Genomic DNA, 18,514 nt, shown 5'->3' with positions numbered 1-18,514 from the left:
TTGAGATAAAAATCTACCTTAAGTAATATTAACTGGCTAGTTAGCAGTAGATGAAATGACCTTAAACTTTAACGATAAATAAATGAGGAAATGATGTCTGACGTTAATAAGTTGGATAATAAACAATGTCCGTTTGATCCCGACCAATACCAATATAAGAAGACGATTGATGTCGAAGTTGACAATGTGGCACCAGACGGTTCTTTTCCGTGGGCGTTAATTCAAGTATATGTCGGGAAATTAGTTCGCCGTAATGGTTGGGATGCAGAAGTTCAATATATAAAGCTTCTTCCAGGTTCAACTGATAATAATATCCTAGCTCAGATTGAGGTGGTGGATAAAGAGGGAACGACATCTTGGCAACCTACACAAGAGGATATGATGGCCTGTGATTGGGAATTAGTGAAACCGGAAATAAAACCACAGCCTGAGTTTTTGATCTGACCTTGGGTCATAGTCAGGCTGGCGGTACTGAATTTTGGGGATTCATAGGAGAAGATGAGAGTTCTCGTCCTTCTATCGGTAACATAGATATAAAATATGATAAGTGCAATGTTGGTGAGATCGTTGGTTTTTATTGGGCTGACGAGGATTATTTTAGTTTTGATACAGTAGATTCCCAAAGTGAGCTTTTTGAAAAAACGCTTCTTATCACAGTTGATGGTATCACCTATAACCTTGGTAAAACACTAGGGCGTGTTGACGTTTCGTGGAGGGAAGTTTGAACAGCATGATGATCTGGTATCATTGTCTTCGCGAAAAAACCATTACCCCAGCTCATCATGCCAAGAACAATGTTATCAAAATCTTTATGGAATACGCTAGCTGTATTAATGCAACAACATGGATGTATTTACCACAAAGACGCGCATTACCTGACTTTCGAAGGGATCCTTTATCGAATGAGAACGGGATGTCCGTGGCGGGATTTACCCGATGAATTTGGCAAATGGAATACGCTTTTTAAGCGCTTTAACGCCTGGTCAAAGAAAGGTGTTTTTGAATTATTATTCAAATTGTTATCTGAAAATACAGACACCGAATGGTTATTCATTGATGGGAGTATTATCCGCGCTCATCAACATAGCTCAGGGGCAACTTCAACAGAAGATGAAGCCATCGGTAAAAGTCGAGGTGGACGTTCGACTAAAATTCATTTGGCCGTAGACAGTTATGGTTTGCCTGTCCATTTTGAGCTGTCAGGGGGTCAAACGCACGACATTGTACATGCAGAAAGTTTGGTCACCCATTCACCCGCATCCGATTTTGTGATCGCGGATAAAGGTTACGATAGCGGTACTTTCAGAGATTTCGTTGAAAAACAAGGTTCAAAAACGGTCATTCCCTATCGAAAAAATAGCCGAAAACCCGATAAAAGTATTGATGAAGTTTTATACTGTTATCGGCATTTGGTCGAAAATGCGTTTGCCAGAATAAAACATTTTCGAGCTATTGCGACAAGATACGATAAATTGGCGCGAAATTACGCCAGTATGTTGGCACTGGCGTTTGTCATTATATGGTTACCGATGTGGGTTGAGTAAATGGTGAACTCAAAACGTCAACAGCCCCTAATACTTACCAAACATTTCCTGAATTTTTTCTACATCAGAAGTTTGCGTCAGAGCTAATTGCAGAAGAACGCGGGCTTTCTGTGGGTTCAAACGCTCTGAAGCCACAAAGCCATATTTGCTATCGTTAACTTCAGCATTTTGGGTAGTGTAGCCGAAAGGAATACGGCTGGAGCGAACAACAACAACACCTTCTTTGGCCGCTTTAGCTAATGTGTCAAAAATGGACTTATAGATGTTACCGTTACCTACACCGGCGCTGATAATGCCTTGATAGCCATTTTCAACGAAAGCTTTTGCTGGCAAATCAGACGCATTGGAGTAGTTATAAACGATGCCAACTTTTGGCAATTTATCCAGTGTGCTCACATCAAAAACTTCTTTATTCGCTTTCACTGGTGCCGCAGAATAGTAACGCACTTTTCCATTGTGAACGAAGCCCTGTGCACCAGCATTCACAGCCTGAAATGCCTGAACTGCCGTTGTGCTCAGTTTACTGATATCACGGCCATGAATAACGGAATCATTCATGGCAAGCAGGACACCACGGTTTGCCGAGTTTTTATCCGCAGCAACAACCACGGCGTTGTACAGGTTCAACGGACCATCAGCACCCAGCGCTGTAGATGGACGCATTGCGCCAACCATCACAATAGGCTTCTGGCATTGAGTGGTCAGATCGAGGAAATAAGCTGTTTCTTCCATGGTATCAGTACCGTGGGTGATCACAAACCCGTCGGTTTTGTCACATTCTGCATTGATTTTCTTCGCCAGAGCCAACCACACCTGATCGTTCATGTCCTGAGAACCGATGCTGACGACCTGCTCACCTTTCAAATCAGCAATATTTTTAATTGCCGGTACAGCATTCAGCAGGGCATCAATGCCTACCTTACCAGCTGTATAATTAGATTGCGTTGCAGATTCACCACCCCCAGCAATCGTGCCCCCTGTGGCCAAAACAGTAACATTTGGCAAAGCGAAAGCAGAACCGCTAACTAAAGCCAGAAAACCGGCTATTGCTGTTATTTTAGTCTTTTTCATTATTCAACCTCTTGTAAAAAAAGCCATTTTATTATGTAAACCAAGAATAAATAAACTCTAATTAACAATAATTTTTTGGAATTGATAGAGTGGATAAAAAAAACGCCGTATGATATGCGCCTTTAACATAAATTGAAGTGAATCACGATGACGCAAACCTATATCCCAGGCAAAGACGCCGCGTTAGAGGACTCCATTAATCGCTTTCAGCACAAATTGAAGTCCCTTGGTTTTAATATTGAAGAAGCCTCATGGCTGAATCCTGTTCCGAATGTTTGGTCAGTACATATTCGCGATCGTGACTGCCCACTGTGCTTTACCAATGGCAAGGGAGCCAGCAAGAAAGCGGCATTGGCTTCTGCTTTGGGTGAGTATTTTGAGCGTCTATCGACAAACTATTTCTTTGCTGATTTTTATCTGGGTAATACCGTTGCCAATGGCGAGTTTGTTCATTATCCAGATGAAAAATGGTTCCCGTTGCCAGAAGATGACTCTCTGCCAGAAGGGATTTTAGACGAACGTCTGCATCGTTTTTACAATCCAGATAACGCGCTCTGTGCTAGCCAGTTAGTGGATTTGCAGTCTGGTAATGAAGAACGGGGGATCTGCGCCCTGCCATTTACTCGCCAGTCAGATAATCAAACGATTTATATTCCAATGAATATTGTCGGAAATTTGTATGTTTCAAACGGCATGTCAGCCGGCAATACTATGAACGAAGCACGTGTGCAGGGATTATCTGAAGTATTCGAACGCTATGTGAAAAACCGCATTATCGCAGAATGCATCAGTCTGCCTGAAATTCCACAAGATATTATGGATCGCTACCCAAGCGTCGTTGAATCAGTCAATAAGTTGCAGGAAGAAGGTTTTCCACTCTATTGTTACGATGCCTCACTGGGTGGGCAGTTCCCGGTCATTTGCGTTGTACTGTTCAATCCTAATAATGGCACCTGTTTTGCCTCCTTTGGTGCCCATCCTGATTTTGGTGTTGCATTGGAGCGCACAGTCACAGAACTGTTGCAAGGCCGGAGCCTGAAAGATCTGGATGTCTTCACGCCACCAAGCTTTGATAATGAAGAAGTTTCTGAACATACCAATCTGGAAACTCACTTTATTGATTCGAGCGGTGTAATCAGTTGGGATCTCTTCAAACAGGATGCGGACTATGCATTTACTGACTGGAATTTCAGTGGAACAACAGAAGAAGAGTTCTCCACCTTGATGGGGATCTTCAATAAACTGGATGCTGAAGTTTATATCGCTGATTATGAGCACCTTGGTGTTTACGCCTGCCGCATTCTGGTTCCTGGTATGTCAGATATTTATCCTGTCGAAGATCTGCACATTGCCAATAACATAATGGGAACTCATCTGCGTGATACCATCCTGGCATTGCCGGAGAGTCAATGGCAGCCAGAAGAGTATCTGGCTCTTCTCGAACAGTTAGATGATGAAGGCTTGGATGACTTTACCCGTGTCCGTGAGTTATTGGGCATTGCTGTGGGTAAAGATAACGGTTGGAGCAATCTGCGTATCGGTGAATTGAAATCGATGCTGGCACTGGCAGGCAAAGATTTGGAACAAGCCTTGATTTGGGTGGAATGGACACAGGATTTCAATGCTTCCGTTTTCACCACTGAGCGAGCGAACTATTACCGCTGCCTGCAAACGCTGTTACTGTTAACTCAAGAAGAAGATCGCCAACCAGAGCAATATTATCAGGCATTTGTAAAAATGTACGGTCAAGACACTGTCGATGCTGCTTCAGCAGCCATTACCGGAGAAAACAGCTTCTATGGTCTATGGTCTGTTGACTCAGAGTTAAAAGCATTACCAGCCCATCAAGCATTATTAAATGCTTATGAAAAATTGCAAAAAGCCAAGCGTGAATTTTGGAGCAATAAATAAGCTGTTGTATATGAAACCTGATTTCTCCCCGTTTCACGGGGAGAAATCACACGCATCTTAAAGTTAGATTGGTATATTAACGTTTATTAACCGTAAAAAGTAAAATACAGGTTAAATATAATTTATTTTGAAATAACAAATAAATGACAATTTAGCCTGTTATTTTACTTTTAAGATCTAAAAGGCTAAAACTGCTTATATAAAATATTTTTATAAATTTTAAAATATATTTTTCTTTATAAATCATATCATTAATACCATATCACCTCATTTAAACGGCTATATCTCATTAGACTTTCGGTCTAATATGATCCATATCAAATTCAGGTCAATCCCCGTTTGTTACTATCAATGCGTGCTATGATTAATTAAGGATAAAGAGAGTGTTAGGATGAAAACTGACAGCCCTTTCAATTTATTTTCACCTGCTGTAATGGCACAAATCGCTGATGACATTGGTGTATATAAAGTCAATAAACATCCTACAGTGACTTATTTATCGGCAATCATGGCAGGTGTATTTATTTCCATTGCTTTTGTTTTTTATATTACGGCAACAACAGGAACATCTTCCATTCCTTATGGGTTAGCTAAATTAACGGGTGGGATCTGTTTTTCCCTTGGTTTGATGTTGGTCGTTATTTGTGGCGTCGATCTCTTTACTTCCACCGTGTTGACGATCATTTCAAAAGCGACAGGACGTATTACCTGGTCTCAAATGTTCAAAAATTGGATTAACGTTTATATCGGTAATCTGATTGGCGCTCTGTTTTTCGTCGCTTTGGTTTGGTATTCCGGCCAATATACTGTCGCCAATGGTACTTGGGGGTTAAATGTATTGCAGACAGCCGATCATAAAATGCACCACTCCTTTATTGAGGCAGTATGCCTGGGCATTTTAGCCAATCTGATGGTATGTCTTGCTGTCTGGATGAGCTATGCCGGACGCAGTCTGATAGATAAGTTATTCGCGTTGATCCTGCCAATTGGCATGTTTGTCGCCAGCGGTTTTGAACACAGTATCGCTAACATGTTTTTAATTCCATTCGGGATCATTATCAAAAACTTCGCACCAGATGAATTTTGGCTGAAAACAGGGACAACCCCTGAACGATTTCCACAACTTAATGTTTCAAGCTTTATTACCGATAACCTGATCCCTGTCACGATAGGTAACGTTATTGGTGGTGCGATATTGGTTGGGTTGACTTATTGGTTGATTTATTTACGTGGCAGCAAAAAACATTAATTCGCCGCCAAATCAAGTTTCTTAAAAGTTCCACTGTTAAAAGGTAGAAGTATCATGTCCGAGTTAAACGAAAAATTCTCAGTAGCATGGCAAGGCTTTAACGAGGGTAGCTGGCAGAATGAAGTCAACGTCCGTGATTTCATCCAAAAAAACTACACCCCATATGAAGGAGATGAATCATTCCTTGCGGGTGCCACAAAAGCAACAGACGCTTTGTGGGAAAAAGTCATGGAAGGTATCAAAATCGAAAACCGCACCCATGCACCGCTAGATTTTGATACTGACATTGCGTCTACAATTACCTCTCATGATGCAGGTTATATTGAAAAAGATCTGGAACAAATTGTTGGTCTGCAAACCGAAGCGCCACTGAAACGCGCCATTATTCCATTTGGTGGCATTAAAATGGTTGAAGGTTCTTGTAAAGCCTATAACCGCGAACTAGACCCAAAACTGAAACAAATTTTCACTGAGTATCGTAAGACCCATAATCAGGGGGTATTTGATGTTTACACCCCCGATATCCTGAAATGCCGTAAATCTGGTGTATTAACTGGCTTGCCTGATGCCTATGGCCGTGGGCGCATCATCGGCGATTACCGTCGCGTTGCGTTGTATGGTATTGATTTCCTGCGTGATGAGAAATTTACTCAATTCACTTCCCTACAGGAAAACCTGGAAAATGGCGAAGATTTGGAAGCAACCATTCGCCTGCGCGAAGAACTTGCCGAACAGCATCGTGCTCTTGGTCAAATCAAAGAGATGGCGGCTAAATATGGCTATGATATTGCTAACCCCGCTACCAATGCCAAAGAAGCCGTACAATGGACTTATTTTGCTTATCTGGCAGCCGTGAAATCCCAAAACGGTGCTGCAATGTCCTTTGGGCGTGTTTCTACCTTCCTGGATATCTACATTGAACGTGATATTCAAGCGGGTAAGTTGACTGAACAACAAGCCCAAGAACTGATAGACCATTTGGTCATGAAACTGCGTATGGTGCGTTTCCTGCGTACTCCAGAATATGATGAGCTGTTCTCTGGTGACCCCATTTGGGCAACTGAATCGCTGGCGGGTATGGGTTTGGATGGCCGTACTCTGGTTACAAAAAACAGTTTCCGTTTCCTGCATACGCTATATACCATGGGACCATCACCAGAGCCTAACATGACCATCCTGTGGTCTGAAAAACTGCCTGTTAACTTTAAAAAGTTCGCAGCAAAAGTTTCGATCGATACTTCATCCCTGCAATATGAAAATGACGATCTGATGCGTCCTGACTTCGACAGCGATGATTACGCTATCGCATGCTGTGTCAGCCCAATGGTGGTTGGTAAACAAATGCAGTTCTTCGGTGCCCGCGCAAACCTTGCAAAAACTATGCTATATGCCATCAACGGCGGTGTAGATGAAAAAATGAAAATGCAAGTTGGCCCGAAAGAAGAACCAATGAAAGACGCGGTGCTGGATTATGACAAAGTTATGGCGCGTATGGATCACTTCATGGATTGGCTGGCAAAACAGTATGTCACTGCCCTGAATATTATCCACTACATGCATGACAAATACAGCTATGAAGCTTCACTAATGGCACTGCACGATCGTGATGTATACCGTACCATGGCATGTGGTATCGCAGGTCTGTCCGTTGCCGCTGACTCATTATCTGCCATTAAATATGCGAAAGTTTCCCCAATCCGCGATGAAGATGGCCTGGCAATTGATTTCAACATTGAAGGCGAATACCCACAATTTGGTAACAACGATCCGCGGGTCGATGATATCGCGTGTGATCTGGTTGAACGCTTCATGAAGAAAATTCAGAAGCTGCAAACATACCGCAATGCAGTTCCAACCCAGTCTGTGTTGACCATTACCTCAAACGTGGTTTATGGCAAAAAAACGGGGAATACTCCTGATGGACGTCGAGCTGGCGCGCCATTCGGACCAGGTGCTAATCCAATGCACGGCCGTGATCAAAAAGGGGCGGTTGCTTCATTAACTTCGGTGGCGAAACTACCATTTGCCTATGCCAAAGATGGTATTTCATACACTTTCTCTATCGTACCGAATGCGCTGGGTAAAGATGATGAAGTTCGTAAAGCAAATCTGGCGGGCCTGATGGATGGTTATTTCCATCACGAAGCAGATATCGAAGGTGGTCAGCATCTGAACATTAACGTGATGAACCGCGAAATGCTGTTGGATGCCATGGAACACCCTGAGAAATATCCGCAATTGACTATTCGCGTATCGGGTTACGCGGTGCGGTTTAATTCTTTGACTAAAGAACAGCAACGAGATGTTATCACCCGTACATTTACTCAAACCATGTAATTATTAAAAATGACAGATAATAAAGGCTCCTTTAATCTTGGGGCCTTTATTAGCTTGCTAGTTTTGGAGAAGTCCTTTCATGTCCGTACTTGGCCGTATCCATTCTTTTGAATCTTGCGGAACCGTAGATGGCCCCGGTATCCGCTTTATCGCGTTTTTCCAAGGTTGCCTGATGCGCTGCCTCTATTGCCATAACCGCGATACTTGGGATACCCATGGCGGAAAAACCGTAACCGTTGAAGAATTAATAAAAGAAGCAACGACCTATCGCCATTTTATGAATGCTTCAGGGGGTGGAGTCACCGCTTCCGGTGGTGAAGCCATTCTTCAGGCCGAATTTGTTCGGGACTGGTTCAGGGCTTGTCATGCAGAGGGCATTCATACCTGCCTGGATACTAACGGCTTTGTTCGCCGTTATGATCCGGTGATCGATGAATTATTGGATGCTACCGATTTGGTTATGCTGGATTTAAAACAGCTCAATGATGATATTCACCAAAAATTAATTGGCGTGTCCAATCATCGGACTCTCGAATTTGCCCGTTATCTGGCAAAACGTAATCAAAAAACGTGGATCCGTTATGTTGTTGTTCCCGGTTGGTCTGATGACGATCGAATCCGTTCATTTACTTGGTGAATTCACCAAGAATATGAAAAATATTGAAAAAATAGAGCTATTACCTTATCACGAATTGGGTAAACATAAATGGATTGCCATGGGTGAAGATTATAAACTGGAAGGTGTTAAACCGCCTCCAAAAGAAACAATGGAGAGAGTAAAAGGTATTCTAAAAAGTTATGGGCATCATGTGATTTATTAGTCATGAATGACTGCTATCTGCCTTTCAGTTATTAATTTACCCGTAAAAAAAGCGCCGAATAATATTGGCGCTTTTTTTATTAAGAATATACCAATCTCACTTCAAGATGTATGTAATTTCTCCCCGCGAAGCGGGGAGAAATCAGGTTTCATATCGTGTTGTAAATTGCAGCTTGAAGTTTAATGCGTATAGATGGCATTAACCAATGTATTCCAACCCATTCATATAAGGGCGCAATACTTCTGGGATTTCAATGCGGCCATCCGCCTGCTGATAGTTTTCCATCACAGCAACCAGGGTACGGCCCACCGCAAGACCAGAACCATTCAATGTATGTACCAACTGAGTTTTCTTGTCATCTTTACCACGGAAACGCGCTTGCATACGACGAGCCTGAAAATCCCATGTGTTAGAACAAGAGGAAATTTCACGGTAAGTATTTTGCGCTGGTAGCCAAACTTCCAAATCGTAAGTTTTTCTTGCGCTTGCCCCCATATCACCCGTGCACAGCAGCATTTTACGGTAAGGAAGATTCAGTAACTGTAATACTTTCTCAGCGTGCCCTGTCAATTCTTCCAGGGCTTCCATGGATTTTTCTGGATGAACAATTTGAATCAACTCAACTTTATCAAACTGGTGCATACGGATAAGGCCACGGGTATCACGGCCATAAGAACCTGCTTCAGAACGGAAGCAAGGTGTATGCGCCGTCATCTTCAATGGCAATACGCTTTCATCCAAAATTTCATCACGAACTAAGTTAGTAACCGGGACTTCCGCAGTTGGAATCAAAGCATATTGGCTGCCAGCCTCTTCTTCCAATGGTCTGGTATGGAACAGATCTTCACCAAACTTAGGTAACTGACCTGTACCATATAAAGAATCATGGTTAACCAGATAAGGGACGTAAGTTTCCAGATAGCCATGCTGTTCTGTATGCAGATCCAGCATGAACTGGGTAATGGCACGGTGCAGACGAGCGATCTGTCCTTTCATTACGACAAAACGTGAGCCAGTTAATTTAACCGCAGCCGCAAAATCAAGGCCATCAGTCAGTTCACCTAGTGATACGTGGTCTTTGACTTCAAAGTCATATTGACGTGGTTCACCCCAACGGCTAATTTCCAGGTTATCACTGTCATCTTTTCCGTCAGGAGAAGAATCATCAGGAATATTGGGCATGCTTAATGCGATACTACGGATCTCAGCCTGCAAAGTGTCCAGTTCAGCTTTTGCTGAATCCAATTTTTCTCCCAATAGATTCACTTCCTGACGCAGTGGTTCAATATCTTCACCACGGGCTTTCGCTGCACCAATAGCCTTCGATCGGGAATTACGTTCTGCTTGCAGGGTTTCAGTTTCAACTTGTAAAACTTTACGGCGCTCTTCTAATTTGCGCAGCGTCTCCACATCAAGGGTATAACCCCTGCGAGCCAGTTTTTCGGCGACTGCGTCTAGCTCATTACGCAGTATATTTGGATCGAGCATGCTAGTCCTGTGCTTGTTGTTATTGAAAAATGGTTATTGAAAAATCGTCAAAAACTACAGCTTTTAGCTGTAATTTGGCATTGTTGGATATAAACCTTACCGTATCAGGAAAATTAACGATAGCGTTTTATTGGGCTATTTTGATCCTGTTCCAGGAGCCAGTTTAACTTTTCACCTATCTTACCTTCCAGCCCTCTGGCAGTCGGGTAATAATAACGTGTTTGTTGCATTTCTGGCGGAAAATAGACTTCACCGGCAGCATACGCATTCGCTTCATCATGGGCGTAACGATACTCTTCACCAAACCCAATTTCCTTCATCAGCTTAGTCGGAGCATTACGCAAATGAGCTGGGACGTCATAATCTGGTTTGTTTTGCGCATCCGCCATAGCTGCCTTAAATGCGGTATAAACAGCATTACTTTTCGGGGCACAAGCAAGATAAACAATTGCCTGTGCGATCGCTCTTTCTCCTTCAGCCGCTCCTACACGCGTAAAACACTCCCATGCAGCAATGGCGATCTGCATTGCGCGTGGATCAGCATTACCCACATCTTCAGAAGCAATAGCCAGTAACCGACGAGCAACATAAAGGGGATCACCACCTGCGGTAATAATTCGGGCGTACCAATAAAGCGCTGCATCAGGTGCTGAACCACGGATTGATTTATGCAAAGCAGAAATTAAATCGTAATATCGGTCACCTTTATTATCAAACCTGGCACTCCTTTCCCCGCTCACTTCTTTCAGTAATTCCGGCGTCAAAACCCGCTGCCCTTGCGCATTGGTTTCTGCCATGTCCGCCATCATTTCCAGCAAATTCAGTGAACGGCGTGCGTCTCCCGCCACAAGCTCTGCTATAATTTGGCGAGTATTATCTGGTAATACAATATCTTGCCCGCCAACGCCACGCTCAGTATCATTAATGGCCTGAATAAGCACTTGTTCAATTTCTGCCGTCGAAAGTGATTTCAATAAATAGACACGAGCCCGTGACAACAAAGCTGAATTTAATTCGAAGGAAGGATTTTCAGTGGTTGCACCAATAAATGTGATGGTACCGTCTTCAATATGTGGTAAAAACGCATCCTGCTGACTTTTATTAAATCGATGAACTTCATCAACAAATAAAATCGTTCTGCGCCCTGCGTTGCGATTTTGTCGTGCTCTTTCTATGGATTCACGAATTTCTTTTATGCCAGAAGTGACTGCCGAAATACGTTCAATATCAGCTTGCGCGTAATAACCAATAATTTCAGCCAGTGTTGTTTTTCCTGTTCCGGGCGGTCCCCATAAAATCATAGAATGAAGATGACCTGCCTGGATTGCTCGCGGCAAAGGTTTTCCTTCTGCCAGTAAGTGTTGCTGGCCGATATACTGATCTAATGTGACTGGCCGCATTCTTGCGGCCAGTGGCTGAAATTCATTTTGTGAAAAATCGAGAGAAAGAGTGTTCACTTAAACCTCACTGGCGTTGATCATCCAGCGTGACACCTTCCGGTACGGTGAATTTGAATTTTTCCGCACCCACGTTGACATTTTGCTGCCCTTTCAATTGGTAAGCACTTTTTTGCCCATCCTGTTCAACGGCAGTGAATTTTTGGATTGTTCCTTCTGGTGTCACGGTAATTGAAAAATGTCTTAAGTTACCACTGGTATTATAGGGAGTCAGCTCGAAATTATTACCGTCTTGCATAACCTTGTACTGTTTCCAGTCGGCAGGATCATTGCGCGCAATCAGCATAAATGGCGTATTCCCCGTTGCTTCTTTTAACCAATTTGCCGTTACTTGTTCAACAAAAGGGTTATAAAACCACAGTGTCTTGCCATCAGAAACCAAAATACTCTCATCCGGTGACGTCATATGCCAGTTAAACAAATTAGGGCGTTTGATCCAAAGCTCCCCTTCCCCTTTTTGAACCGTTGAACCATCATTGCTAGTCACTGTTTGAGTGAAACTGGCATGAAAGCTATTCACCTTTCCCAAGCGCCCTTGCAGATCCTGCGTCGCATCAGCCCAAGCAGAACCTATGCTCACACTCATCATCAGGCAACCAATCAACATCAGTTTTTTCATGTGCGAGATACCTTCAATTCGTTTTATTATCAGCTATTAATTGCCGATACTATTTATATTTTATAGCGATAATCAATGTTCATGCGGTGGAGGTGCCAAAACTTCACGATTGCCATTATGTCCAGGTGCACTCACTATCTGTTGTGCTTCCATTTGTTCGACAATTCGAGCCGCCCGGTTATATCCAATCCTAAATTGACGTTGTACACCAGAAATAGAAACACGGCGTTTTTCGATCACAAATTCAACCGCTTGATCAAACAAGGGATCTAGTTCTTCATCACTATCAAATCCCATGTTGCCTTCACCGTCATCTCCTCCTTTGACAATATTGTCTATATATTGAGGACGACCACGAGCTTTCCAGTCATTGACGACTTCATGCACTTCTTGATCACGCACGAATGCACCATGGACACGTACAGGAATGGAAGAATTTGGCGCCAAATAAAGCATGTCTCCCATACCAAGCAATGATTCTGCACCACCTTGATCAAGGATGGTACGGGAATCTATTTTACTGGATACTGTAAATGCAATACGTGTCGGAATATTGGCCTTAATCAGTCCGGTGATAATATCAACGGAAGGGCGCTGAGTAGCCAATACTAAGTGGATACCTGCCGCTCGTGCTTTCTGGGCCAAACGTGCAATTAATTCTTCCACCTTTTTTCCCACTGTCATCATTAAGTCGGCAAACTCATCAACCATGACAACAATATAAGGCTCTTTTTTCAGCATAGGATGCGTTGCATCCATGCTGTCACCTGGTTTCCAGAACGGATCAGGGATCGGGCGACCCATGTTTTCTGCTTGCTTGATCTTATCGTTATAACCTGCAATGTTACGTACACCTAAAGCTGACATTAGCTTATAACGTCGTTCCATTTCATTGACACACCAACGCAATGCGTTGGCTGCATCTTTCATATCGGTGACAACTTCGGTCAATAAATGTGGAATACCCTCGTAAACCGATAACTCAAGCATTTTCGGGTCAATCATAATAAAGCGAACATCTTCTGGTTTCGCTTTATACAGGATACTGAGGATCATCGCATTAACCCCTACTGATTTACCCGAACCTGTCGTTCCTGCTACCAGTAAATGAGGCATCTTACCCAGATCAGCCACAACCGGCTGCCCTGCAATGTCCTTTCCTAACACGATAGTTAACGGTGAAGGATTATCACGGAATTTATCACAATCCAAAACTTCCCGCAGATAAACTGTTTGGCGTTTTTTATTGGGTAATTCCAAACCAACATAAGGTTTTCCTGGAATAACTTCCACAATACGGACGGCTACCGCTGAAAGTGAACGAGCCAGGTCACGTGATAAGTTGGAAATACGCGAGGCTTTCACTCCAGGAGCTAAATCCAATTCAAATCGGGTAATGACAGGCCCTGGAGAGAATCCAACAACATCCGCTTTGACACGATAATCATTCAAACGCGCTTCAATTAAACGCGAGGTTTGCTCAAGGGCAAACATATCAACTGGTTCTTCTTCTACCGGTGGTTCAGCCAAAAGATCCAAAGAAGGCATCGGCGTCGTTGGTTTTGGCAATGGTTGATCATTGCGTATCAAAAATGGATGGAATAGGCTGTCTTGCTGCGGTTGCTGCGGTTGCTGCGGTTGCTGCGGTTGCTGCGGTTGCTGCGGTTGCTGCGGTTGCTGCGGTTGCTGCGGTTGCTGCGGTTGCTGCGGTTGCTGCGGTTGCTGCGGTTGCTGCGGTTGCTGCGGTTGCTGCGGTTGCTGCGGTTGCTGCGGTTGCTGCGGTTGCTGCGGTTGCTGCGGTTGCTGCGGTTGCTGCGGTTGCTGCGGTTGCTGCGGTTGCTGCGGTTGCTGCGGTTGCTGCGCAAAAGTATGCTGATTTCTCGATTCATGAGAATCAAGAGAAGTCGCTATATTTTTCTCCTGAACGGGTTGAATCTGCGACTCTGTTGGCATAAATACAAATTCGGTAGGTTCAGGTTGATTCAGTTGGTAACGTTCACGTTGCTGTTGCTCAAATGCTATCCGCAACGCTTCTTCCTGTGCTTTTGGCTCATCTACTACTGGCTGATCGTTTACTATTTGTTCGTCTATAAACTGCTTACTTACACGACTTTCCGTAATTTCATCAGCTACCACTGGTTGCTTATGTATCAGCGTACTCTCTTCACGGGGCTCTGGTTCTTTGTTTCCTTGCTCAAAATCAGTACCATAACGCTTACGTTGCTGCTCAAGGAATTGCTGGCGCAACATGTCTTGCTGTTGGGCATCCATCCGCTGTTCATTGGCTTCTGCAATCAACTCGTTCTGTCTCTCTTTTTCTTTCCGTTGCATGTGTTCTGCCAAACGGTGAGAAGGCACTTTGATGCCATACAATTCACGACGTGTTGGGATCCTAACTGGATTGGGGCGCGGCATTTCAGGGCCAATACCTTGTTTAACCTGCGGGTTCCTCGCCACAACAGCCGGGCTTGCAATATCCTCTGCCTCATTTTTCGTATTAACATTATCATTTTCAGGCAGAGCAAATGTATCTGTTACTTCATCTTGTAAATGCGTATTTGTGCCCGCAGAACTGTTTGCAGGTAGATTTGAAATAACCTGAAAAAAGTCATCTGATTGTGAATTTGTACCTGATTGGTCATCATCTGGTAGTTCAAAAGAATAGAGAACAGGTTCTTGTTCCTGAGATTGATCCAATGCTGGAGAAGTTGATGCAGGCTGTAACGCTGGATCTGTATTCGCTAATTCGGCTAACGTTGGAGCAGTCAGTAATACATCATCGTCATCTAGCGTTTCAGCAGCAACCGCAGATTTGACCACTTCATGTTTATCTGCCTGTTCCACATGTTTTTGTTCACTGGCTGGATGTTCGGGAACTAACGCATTCTCGTCATCTCCAGCATTATTGCGACCTCGATTGACGACAAAACTCAGTGAATCAAGAATAACCGCACCAATTTTTTCTGCAATCGCGAGCCATGACCACCCCGTAAACAATGTGAATCCAATAGCCCAAATACCCAACAAAGCCAAGGTGGCTCCCAGGATATTAAACCAAGGCAGAATCGCATTGCTAAATAAATTGCCAATGACTCCGCCAGCAGCAAAATCATTTAAATCATCAATATTGAGTGCAGCCAAACCACATGACGTCAGTATCAGGGCTAAAGCACCAATAACGCGTAATGCAAGTGTGAAAAAATCCGTATATTCTTGCCTATCTTTCTGACGGAAGACATTCCAACAACCTAATAACATAAATGGCGGAACTGCATAAGCAAGTATACCAAATGCCGAGAATAGCGTGTCAGATAACCAAGCACCAACACTGCCTCCCCAATTGTGGACAGGTTCATGCCATGACGTCTGTGACCAACTGGGATCAGATGGATTAAAGCTGATAAGCGCTACCATCAAGTACGCGGCACAGATAGCAATAACCAACAGAACGGCTTCCAGAAGCCGGCGGCCACTGCTTATCTTCTTTAATTTAACACGTTTGTCTTCTGTATATTCCTGGTTCAAGAAAGGCTCTCCAGGTTTTTCTGTTGATTAAAAAAACGGAACAACGCTGAGGGTAGCTCAGCGTTGAAACTGTATGCATAAACAGGAGTGTACCTAAGTTTTTCCTATTTTGCATCTGTACATTTTAGATGAAAGCTTAACGGGTCTTAATCACCAAACGGTTACTTTGTTTCACTTCCTCCATTACAACATAAGTACGGGTGTCGTTAACGCCAGGAAGACGTAACAAAGTTTCGCCAAGCAATTTACGATATGCAGACATATCTGGGACTCGTGTTTTCAGCAGGTAGTCAAAATCACCAGAAACTAAATGACATTCTTGAATTTCTTCTAGTTTCTGAACAGCAGTATTGAATTGTTCAAATACATCTGCTGCACCGCGGTTCAGTGTAATTTCAACAAATACCAGCAATGATGCGTCCAAATAATGAGGATTCAGTAAAGCTGTATAGCCAGAAATAAATCCCTGACGCTCTAAACGACGCACACGTTCCAAACAAGGCGTTGGTGACAAGCCAACTCTTTTGGATAACTCTACATTAGAAATACGGCCATCTTTTTGCAACTCGTTAAGGATATTACGATCTATACGATCAAGATCTTTTCCTGGACGCTTCTTATTATCTATCATCTTATTGCTCTCTCTTTATATTCCTACACCTAAAACATTTTCCTTATCTCTTTCAATCGGTTGAGCTGGAAAAGATGTCTTCAAAGGTTAAAGCTTAATCTGTAATCAAGGTTTGAGGACTACTACAATTCCTAGAAACAATCTCCCAAAATCCAATTTCCTAGACTACAATCTTCCAGAATTCGATTAATTATTCCCTTTTACTTTCCAAGTTGCTGCTATGTTAGCTGTGCTTACTCACCCCAATCACTCAGTTACTCACATGTCAGCCACTCATATTTGTTTCTATGCGCTTGAAGTTTTGTTCCCTTGCCGCCGCACTGCAACTTGAATCCATTAGGGATACAATACGATTTACCAGAATATTGCCTCTCAGAAACATTATTTCCCAGAACACTATCTCTCAAGATACTAGCACCTAAAACACTAGGTTTTTCAGAAACAGCTTAACGGCAATTTTTATATTCTATGAGAAAATCCCCACACTAATTTTGCCTCTTTTATAAAAACAATTGATTAGCGAGGTAGATAATTATCTCTTGCATAGATGTTTTCGCAAATGCACAGCCGATTGTCAAAGTAAATGAACAAAAATCAGAACAACCTACCAAACAAATTTTCGGTAAACCGTTTCGATAGATTGTTTTATGTCTCATATGTATAAATGATGTTCAATTCAGAAAGTTAAACTATCGTCTCTTACAATACGATTACATCATAGTTGCTATCTATCGGTAATATCGTTAATAACATGAATATTTTATCTGATAATTGCTTTTTTTAACTCATTATTTCTCCTACAATCCCTAAATCTGCAATATGCGATAATGAAAATGAGGTATTCATGAGCACAGCTAAACACAGTAAACTTATCATTCTTGGCTCAGGTCCTGCTGGTTATACCGCTGCTGTGTATGCAGCCCGCGCTAATCTAAATCCCGTCCTCATTACTGGGGTTGAAAAAGGTGGCCAATTGACCACCACGACTGAGGTTGAGAACTGGCCCGGTGATCCTGAAGGACTGACTGGCCCAGATTTGATGGAACGCATGTTTCAGCACGCCGAAAAATTTCAAACAGAAATCATTTTTGACCATATTCAGAAAGTTGATTTCTCAAACAGACCGTTCCGTTTATTTGGCGATGATGATCAGGAATATACCTGTGATGCTTTAATCATCGCGACAGGTGCTTCAGCCCGTTATCTCGGGTTACCTTCCGAGGAGGCTTTTAAAGGTCGTGGTGTATCTGCCTGTGCAACATGTGATGGGTTTTTCTATCGTAAACAAAAAGTTGCTGTAATCGGTGGGGGTAATACTGCCGTTGAAGAAGCGCTGTATTTGGCAAACATTGCCTCTGAAGTACATTTGATTCATCGTCGTGATACTTTCCGTTCAGAAAAAATCTTGATTGACCGTATGATGGAAAAAGTAAAGAACGGCAATATCATTCTGCATACTGATCATACGTTGGATGAAGTTCTCGGTGATGATATGGGTGTGACTGGTATCCGCATTCGCAATACGAAAAGTGACAATACCGAAGAACTGGATGTTACCGGCGTTTTCATCGCCATCGGCCATAGCCCAAACACGGGCATCTTTGATGGCCAACTGGAACTGGAAAACGGCTATATCAAAGTCCAATCCGGCTTACATGGTAATGCCACCCAGACTTCTATTCCAGGTATCTTTGCCGCTGGAGATGTTATGGATCATGTGTATCGCCAAGCTATTACCTCAGCCGGTACAGGCTGTATGGCAGCTCTGGATGCAGAACGTTTTCTGGACGGGTTGGCAACCCAATAATCTATCTTTCCCCTAAAGCGCTATTCCGATAGCGCTTTTTAACAGGTAACATAC

Annotated in this window: 13 protein-coding genes and 1 pseudogene; 8 read left to right on the top strand and 6 right to left on the bottom strand. The window is 43.1% G+C overall.

Features of this window, described 5'->3' with window-relative positions; translation table 11 throughout:
* Nucleotides 1–93: 93 nt before the first annotated feature.
* From AAC853_RS13165 to AAC853_RS13155, 3 genes are read left to right on the top strand one after another with little or no spacing between them, the layout of a single operon-like run.
* Nucleotides 94–444, top strand: coding sequence for a Thoeris anti-defense Tad2 family protein (locus AAC853_RS13165; RefSeq protein ID WP_340614805.1), 351 nt, complete (start codon nt 94–96; stop codon nt 442–444).
* A gap of 2 nt (nt 445–446) precedes the next feature.
* Nucleotides 447–725: a DUF7823 domain-containing protein gene (locus AAC853_RS13160; protein ID WP_340614804.1), complete on the top strand. Its 279-nt coding sequence runs from the start codon at nt 447–449 to the stop codon at nt 723–725.
* 57 nt (nt 726–782) lie between these two features.
* On the top strand, nt 783–1,544 hold the full coding sequence (locus AAC853_RS13155; protein ID WP_340614803.1) for an IS5 family transposase: 762 nt from the start codon (nt 783–785) through the stop codon (nt 1,542–1,544).
* A 27-nt stretch (nt 1,545–1,571) separates the two neighbouring features.
* Here the strand turns inward: AAC853_RS13155 and ansB are convergent, their stop codons facing one another.
* Nucleotides 1,572–2,615 (bottom strand): L-asparaginase 2, encoded by a 1,044-nt coding sequence (gene ansB, locus AAC853_RS13150; protein ID WP_340614802.1) that lies wholly within the window; start codon nt 2,613–2,615, stop codon nt 1,572–1,574.
* A 147-nt stretch (nt 2,616–2,762) separates the two neighbouring features.
* On the opposite strand from ansB, the gene ycaO reads away from it, so the two are divergent.
* From ycaO to pflA, 4 genes and pseudogenes are all read left to right on the top strand, one after another.
* Nucleotides 2,763–4,526, top strand: a complete 1,764-nt coding sequence (gene ycaO, locus AAC853_RS13145; protein ID WP_340614801.1) for a 30S ribosomal protein S12 methylthiotransferase accessory factor YcaO — start codon at nt 2,763–2,765, stop codon at nt 4,524–4,526.
* Between the two features lie 391 nt (nt 4,527–4,917).
* Entirely contained in the window at nt 4,918–5,775 is an 858-nt protein-coding gene (focA, locus tag AAC853_RS13140; RefSeq protein ID WP_338882733.1) for a formate transporter FocA, read from the top strand.
* A 54-nt stretch (nt 5,776–5,829) separates the two neighbouring features.
* Complete coding sequence (gene pflB, locus AAC853_RS13135; protein WP_340614800.1) at nt 5,830–8,112, top strand: formate C-acetyltransferase; 2,283 nt, start codon at nt 5,830–5,832, stop codon at nt 8,110–8,112.
* Between the two features lie 79 nt (nt 8,113–8,191).
* A pseudogene (gene pflA / locus AAC853_RS13130) lies at nt 8,192–8,933 on the top strand (pyruvate formate lyase 1-activating protein).
* A 198-nt stretch (nt 8,934–9,131) separates the two neighbouring features.
* Here the strand turns inward: pflA and serS are convergent.
* The 5 genes from serS to lrp form a co-directional block, all read right to left on the bottom strand.
* A complete protein-coding gene (serS, locus tag AAC853_RS13125; protein WP_338882736.1) occupies nt 9,132–10,421 on the bottom strand; it encodes a serine--tRNA ligase in 1,290 nt (429 codons plus the stop codon).
* A 113-nt stretch (nt 10,422–10,534) separates the two neighbouring features.
* Entirely contained in the window at nt 10,535–11,878 is a 1,344-nt protein-coding gene (locus tag AAC853_RS13120; protein WP_340614799.1) for a replication-associated recombination protein A, read from the bottom strand.
* A gap of 7 nt (nt 11,879–11,885) precedes the next feature.
* Nucleotides 11,886–12,497, bottom strand: a complete 612-nt coding sequence (gene lolA / locus AAC853_RS13115) for an outer membrane lipoprotein periplasmic chaperone LolA (protein ID WP_340614798.1) — start codon at nt 12,495–12,497, stop codon at nt 11,886–11,888.
* Nucleotides 12,498–12,569: 72 nt separating this feature from the next.
* Nucleotides 12,570–16,022 (bottom strand): DNA translocase FtsK 4TM domain-containing protein, encoded by a 3,453-nt coding sequence (locus tag AAC853_RS13110; protein WP_340614797.1) that lies wholly within the window; start codon nt 16,020–16,022, stop codon nt 12,570–12,572.
* 136 nt (nt 16,023–16,158) lie between these two features.
* Nucleotides 16,159–16,653 (bottom strand): leucine-responsive transcriptional regulator Lrp, encoded by a 495-nt coding sequence (gene lrp / locus AAC853_RS13105; RefSeq protein ID WP_004256338.1) that lies wholly within the window; start codon nt 16,651–16,653, stop codon nt 16,159–16,161.
* A gap of 844 nt (nt 16,654–17,497) precedes the next feature.
* Between lrp and trxB the strand changes: the two genes are divergently transcribed.
* The gene (gene trxB, locus AAC853_RS13100; protein ID WP_338882740.1) at nt 17,498–18,460 is read left to right on the top strand and encodes a thioredoxin-disulfide reductase; all 963 of its coding nucleotides are present in this window, start codon (nt 17,498–17,500) and stop codon (nt 18,458–18,460) included.
* The last annotated feature ends 54 nt before the right edge of the window (nt 18,461–18,514 follow it).

This window comes from Xenorhabdus thailandensis, assembly GCF_037996785.1.
GTDB lineage: Bacteria > Pseudomonadota > Gammaproteobacteria > Enterobacterales > Enterobacteriaceae > Xenorhabdus > Xenorhabdus griffiniae.
This window is presented reverse-complemented; position numbering and strand designations above follow the sequence as displayed.

Bases quoted from the DNA above. Each gene is read 5' to 3' on its own strand.
- focA (WP_338882733.1), top strand. From the start codon at position 4,918: ATGAAAACTGACAGCCCTTTCAATTTATTTTCACCTGCTGTAATGGCA.
- pflB (WP_340614800.1), top strand. From the start codon at position 5,830: ATGTCCGAGTTAAACGAAAAATTCTCAGTAGCATGGCAAGGCTTTAAC.
- lolA (WP_340614798.1), bottom strand. From the start codon at position 12,497: ATGAAAAAACTGATGTTGATTGGTTGCCTGATGATGAGTGTGAGCATA.
- ansB (WP_340614802.1), bottom strand. From the start codon at position 2,615: ATGAAAAAGACTAAAATAACAGCAATAGCCGGTTTTCTGGCTTTAGTT.
- AAC853_RS13155 (WP_340614803.1), top strand. From the start codon at position 783: ATGCCAAGAACAATGTTATCAAAATCTTTATGGAATACGCTAGCTGTA.
- AAC853_RS13165 (WP_340614805.1), top strand. From the start codon at position 94: ATGTCTGACGTTAATAAGTTGGATAATAAACAATGTCCGTTTGATCCC.
- trxB (WP_338882740.1), top strand. From the start codon at position 17,498: ATGAGCACAGCTAAACACAGTAAACTTATCATTCTTGGCTCAGGTCCT.
- ycaO (WP_340614801.1), top strand. From the start codon at position 2,763: ATGACGCAAACCTATATCCCAGGCAAAGACGCCGCGTTAGAGGACTCC.
- serS (WP_338882736.1), bottom strand. From the start codon at position 10,421: ATGCTCGATCCAAATATACTGCGTAATGAGCTAGACGCAGTCGCCGAA.
- lrp (WP_004256338.1), bottom strand. From the start codon at position 16,653: ATGATAGATAATAAGAAGCGTCCAGGAAAAGATCTTGATCGTATAGAT.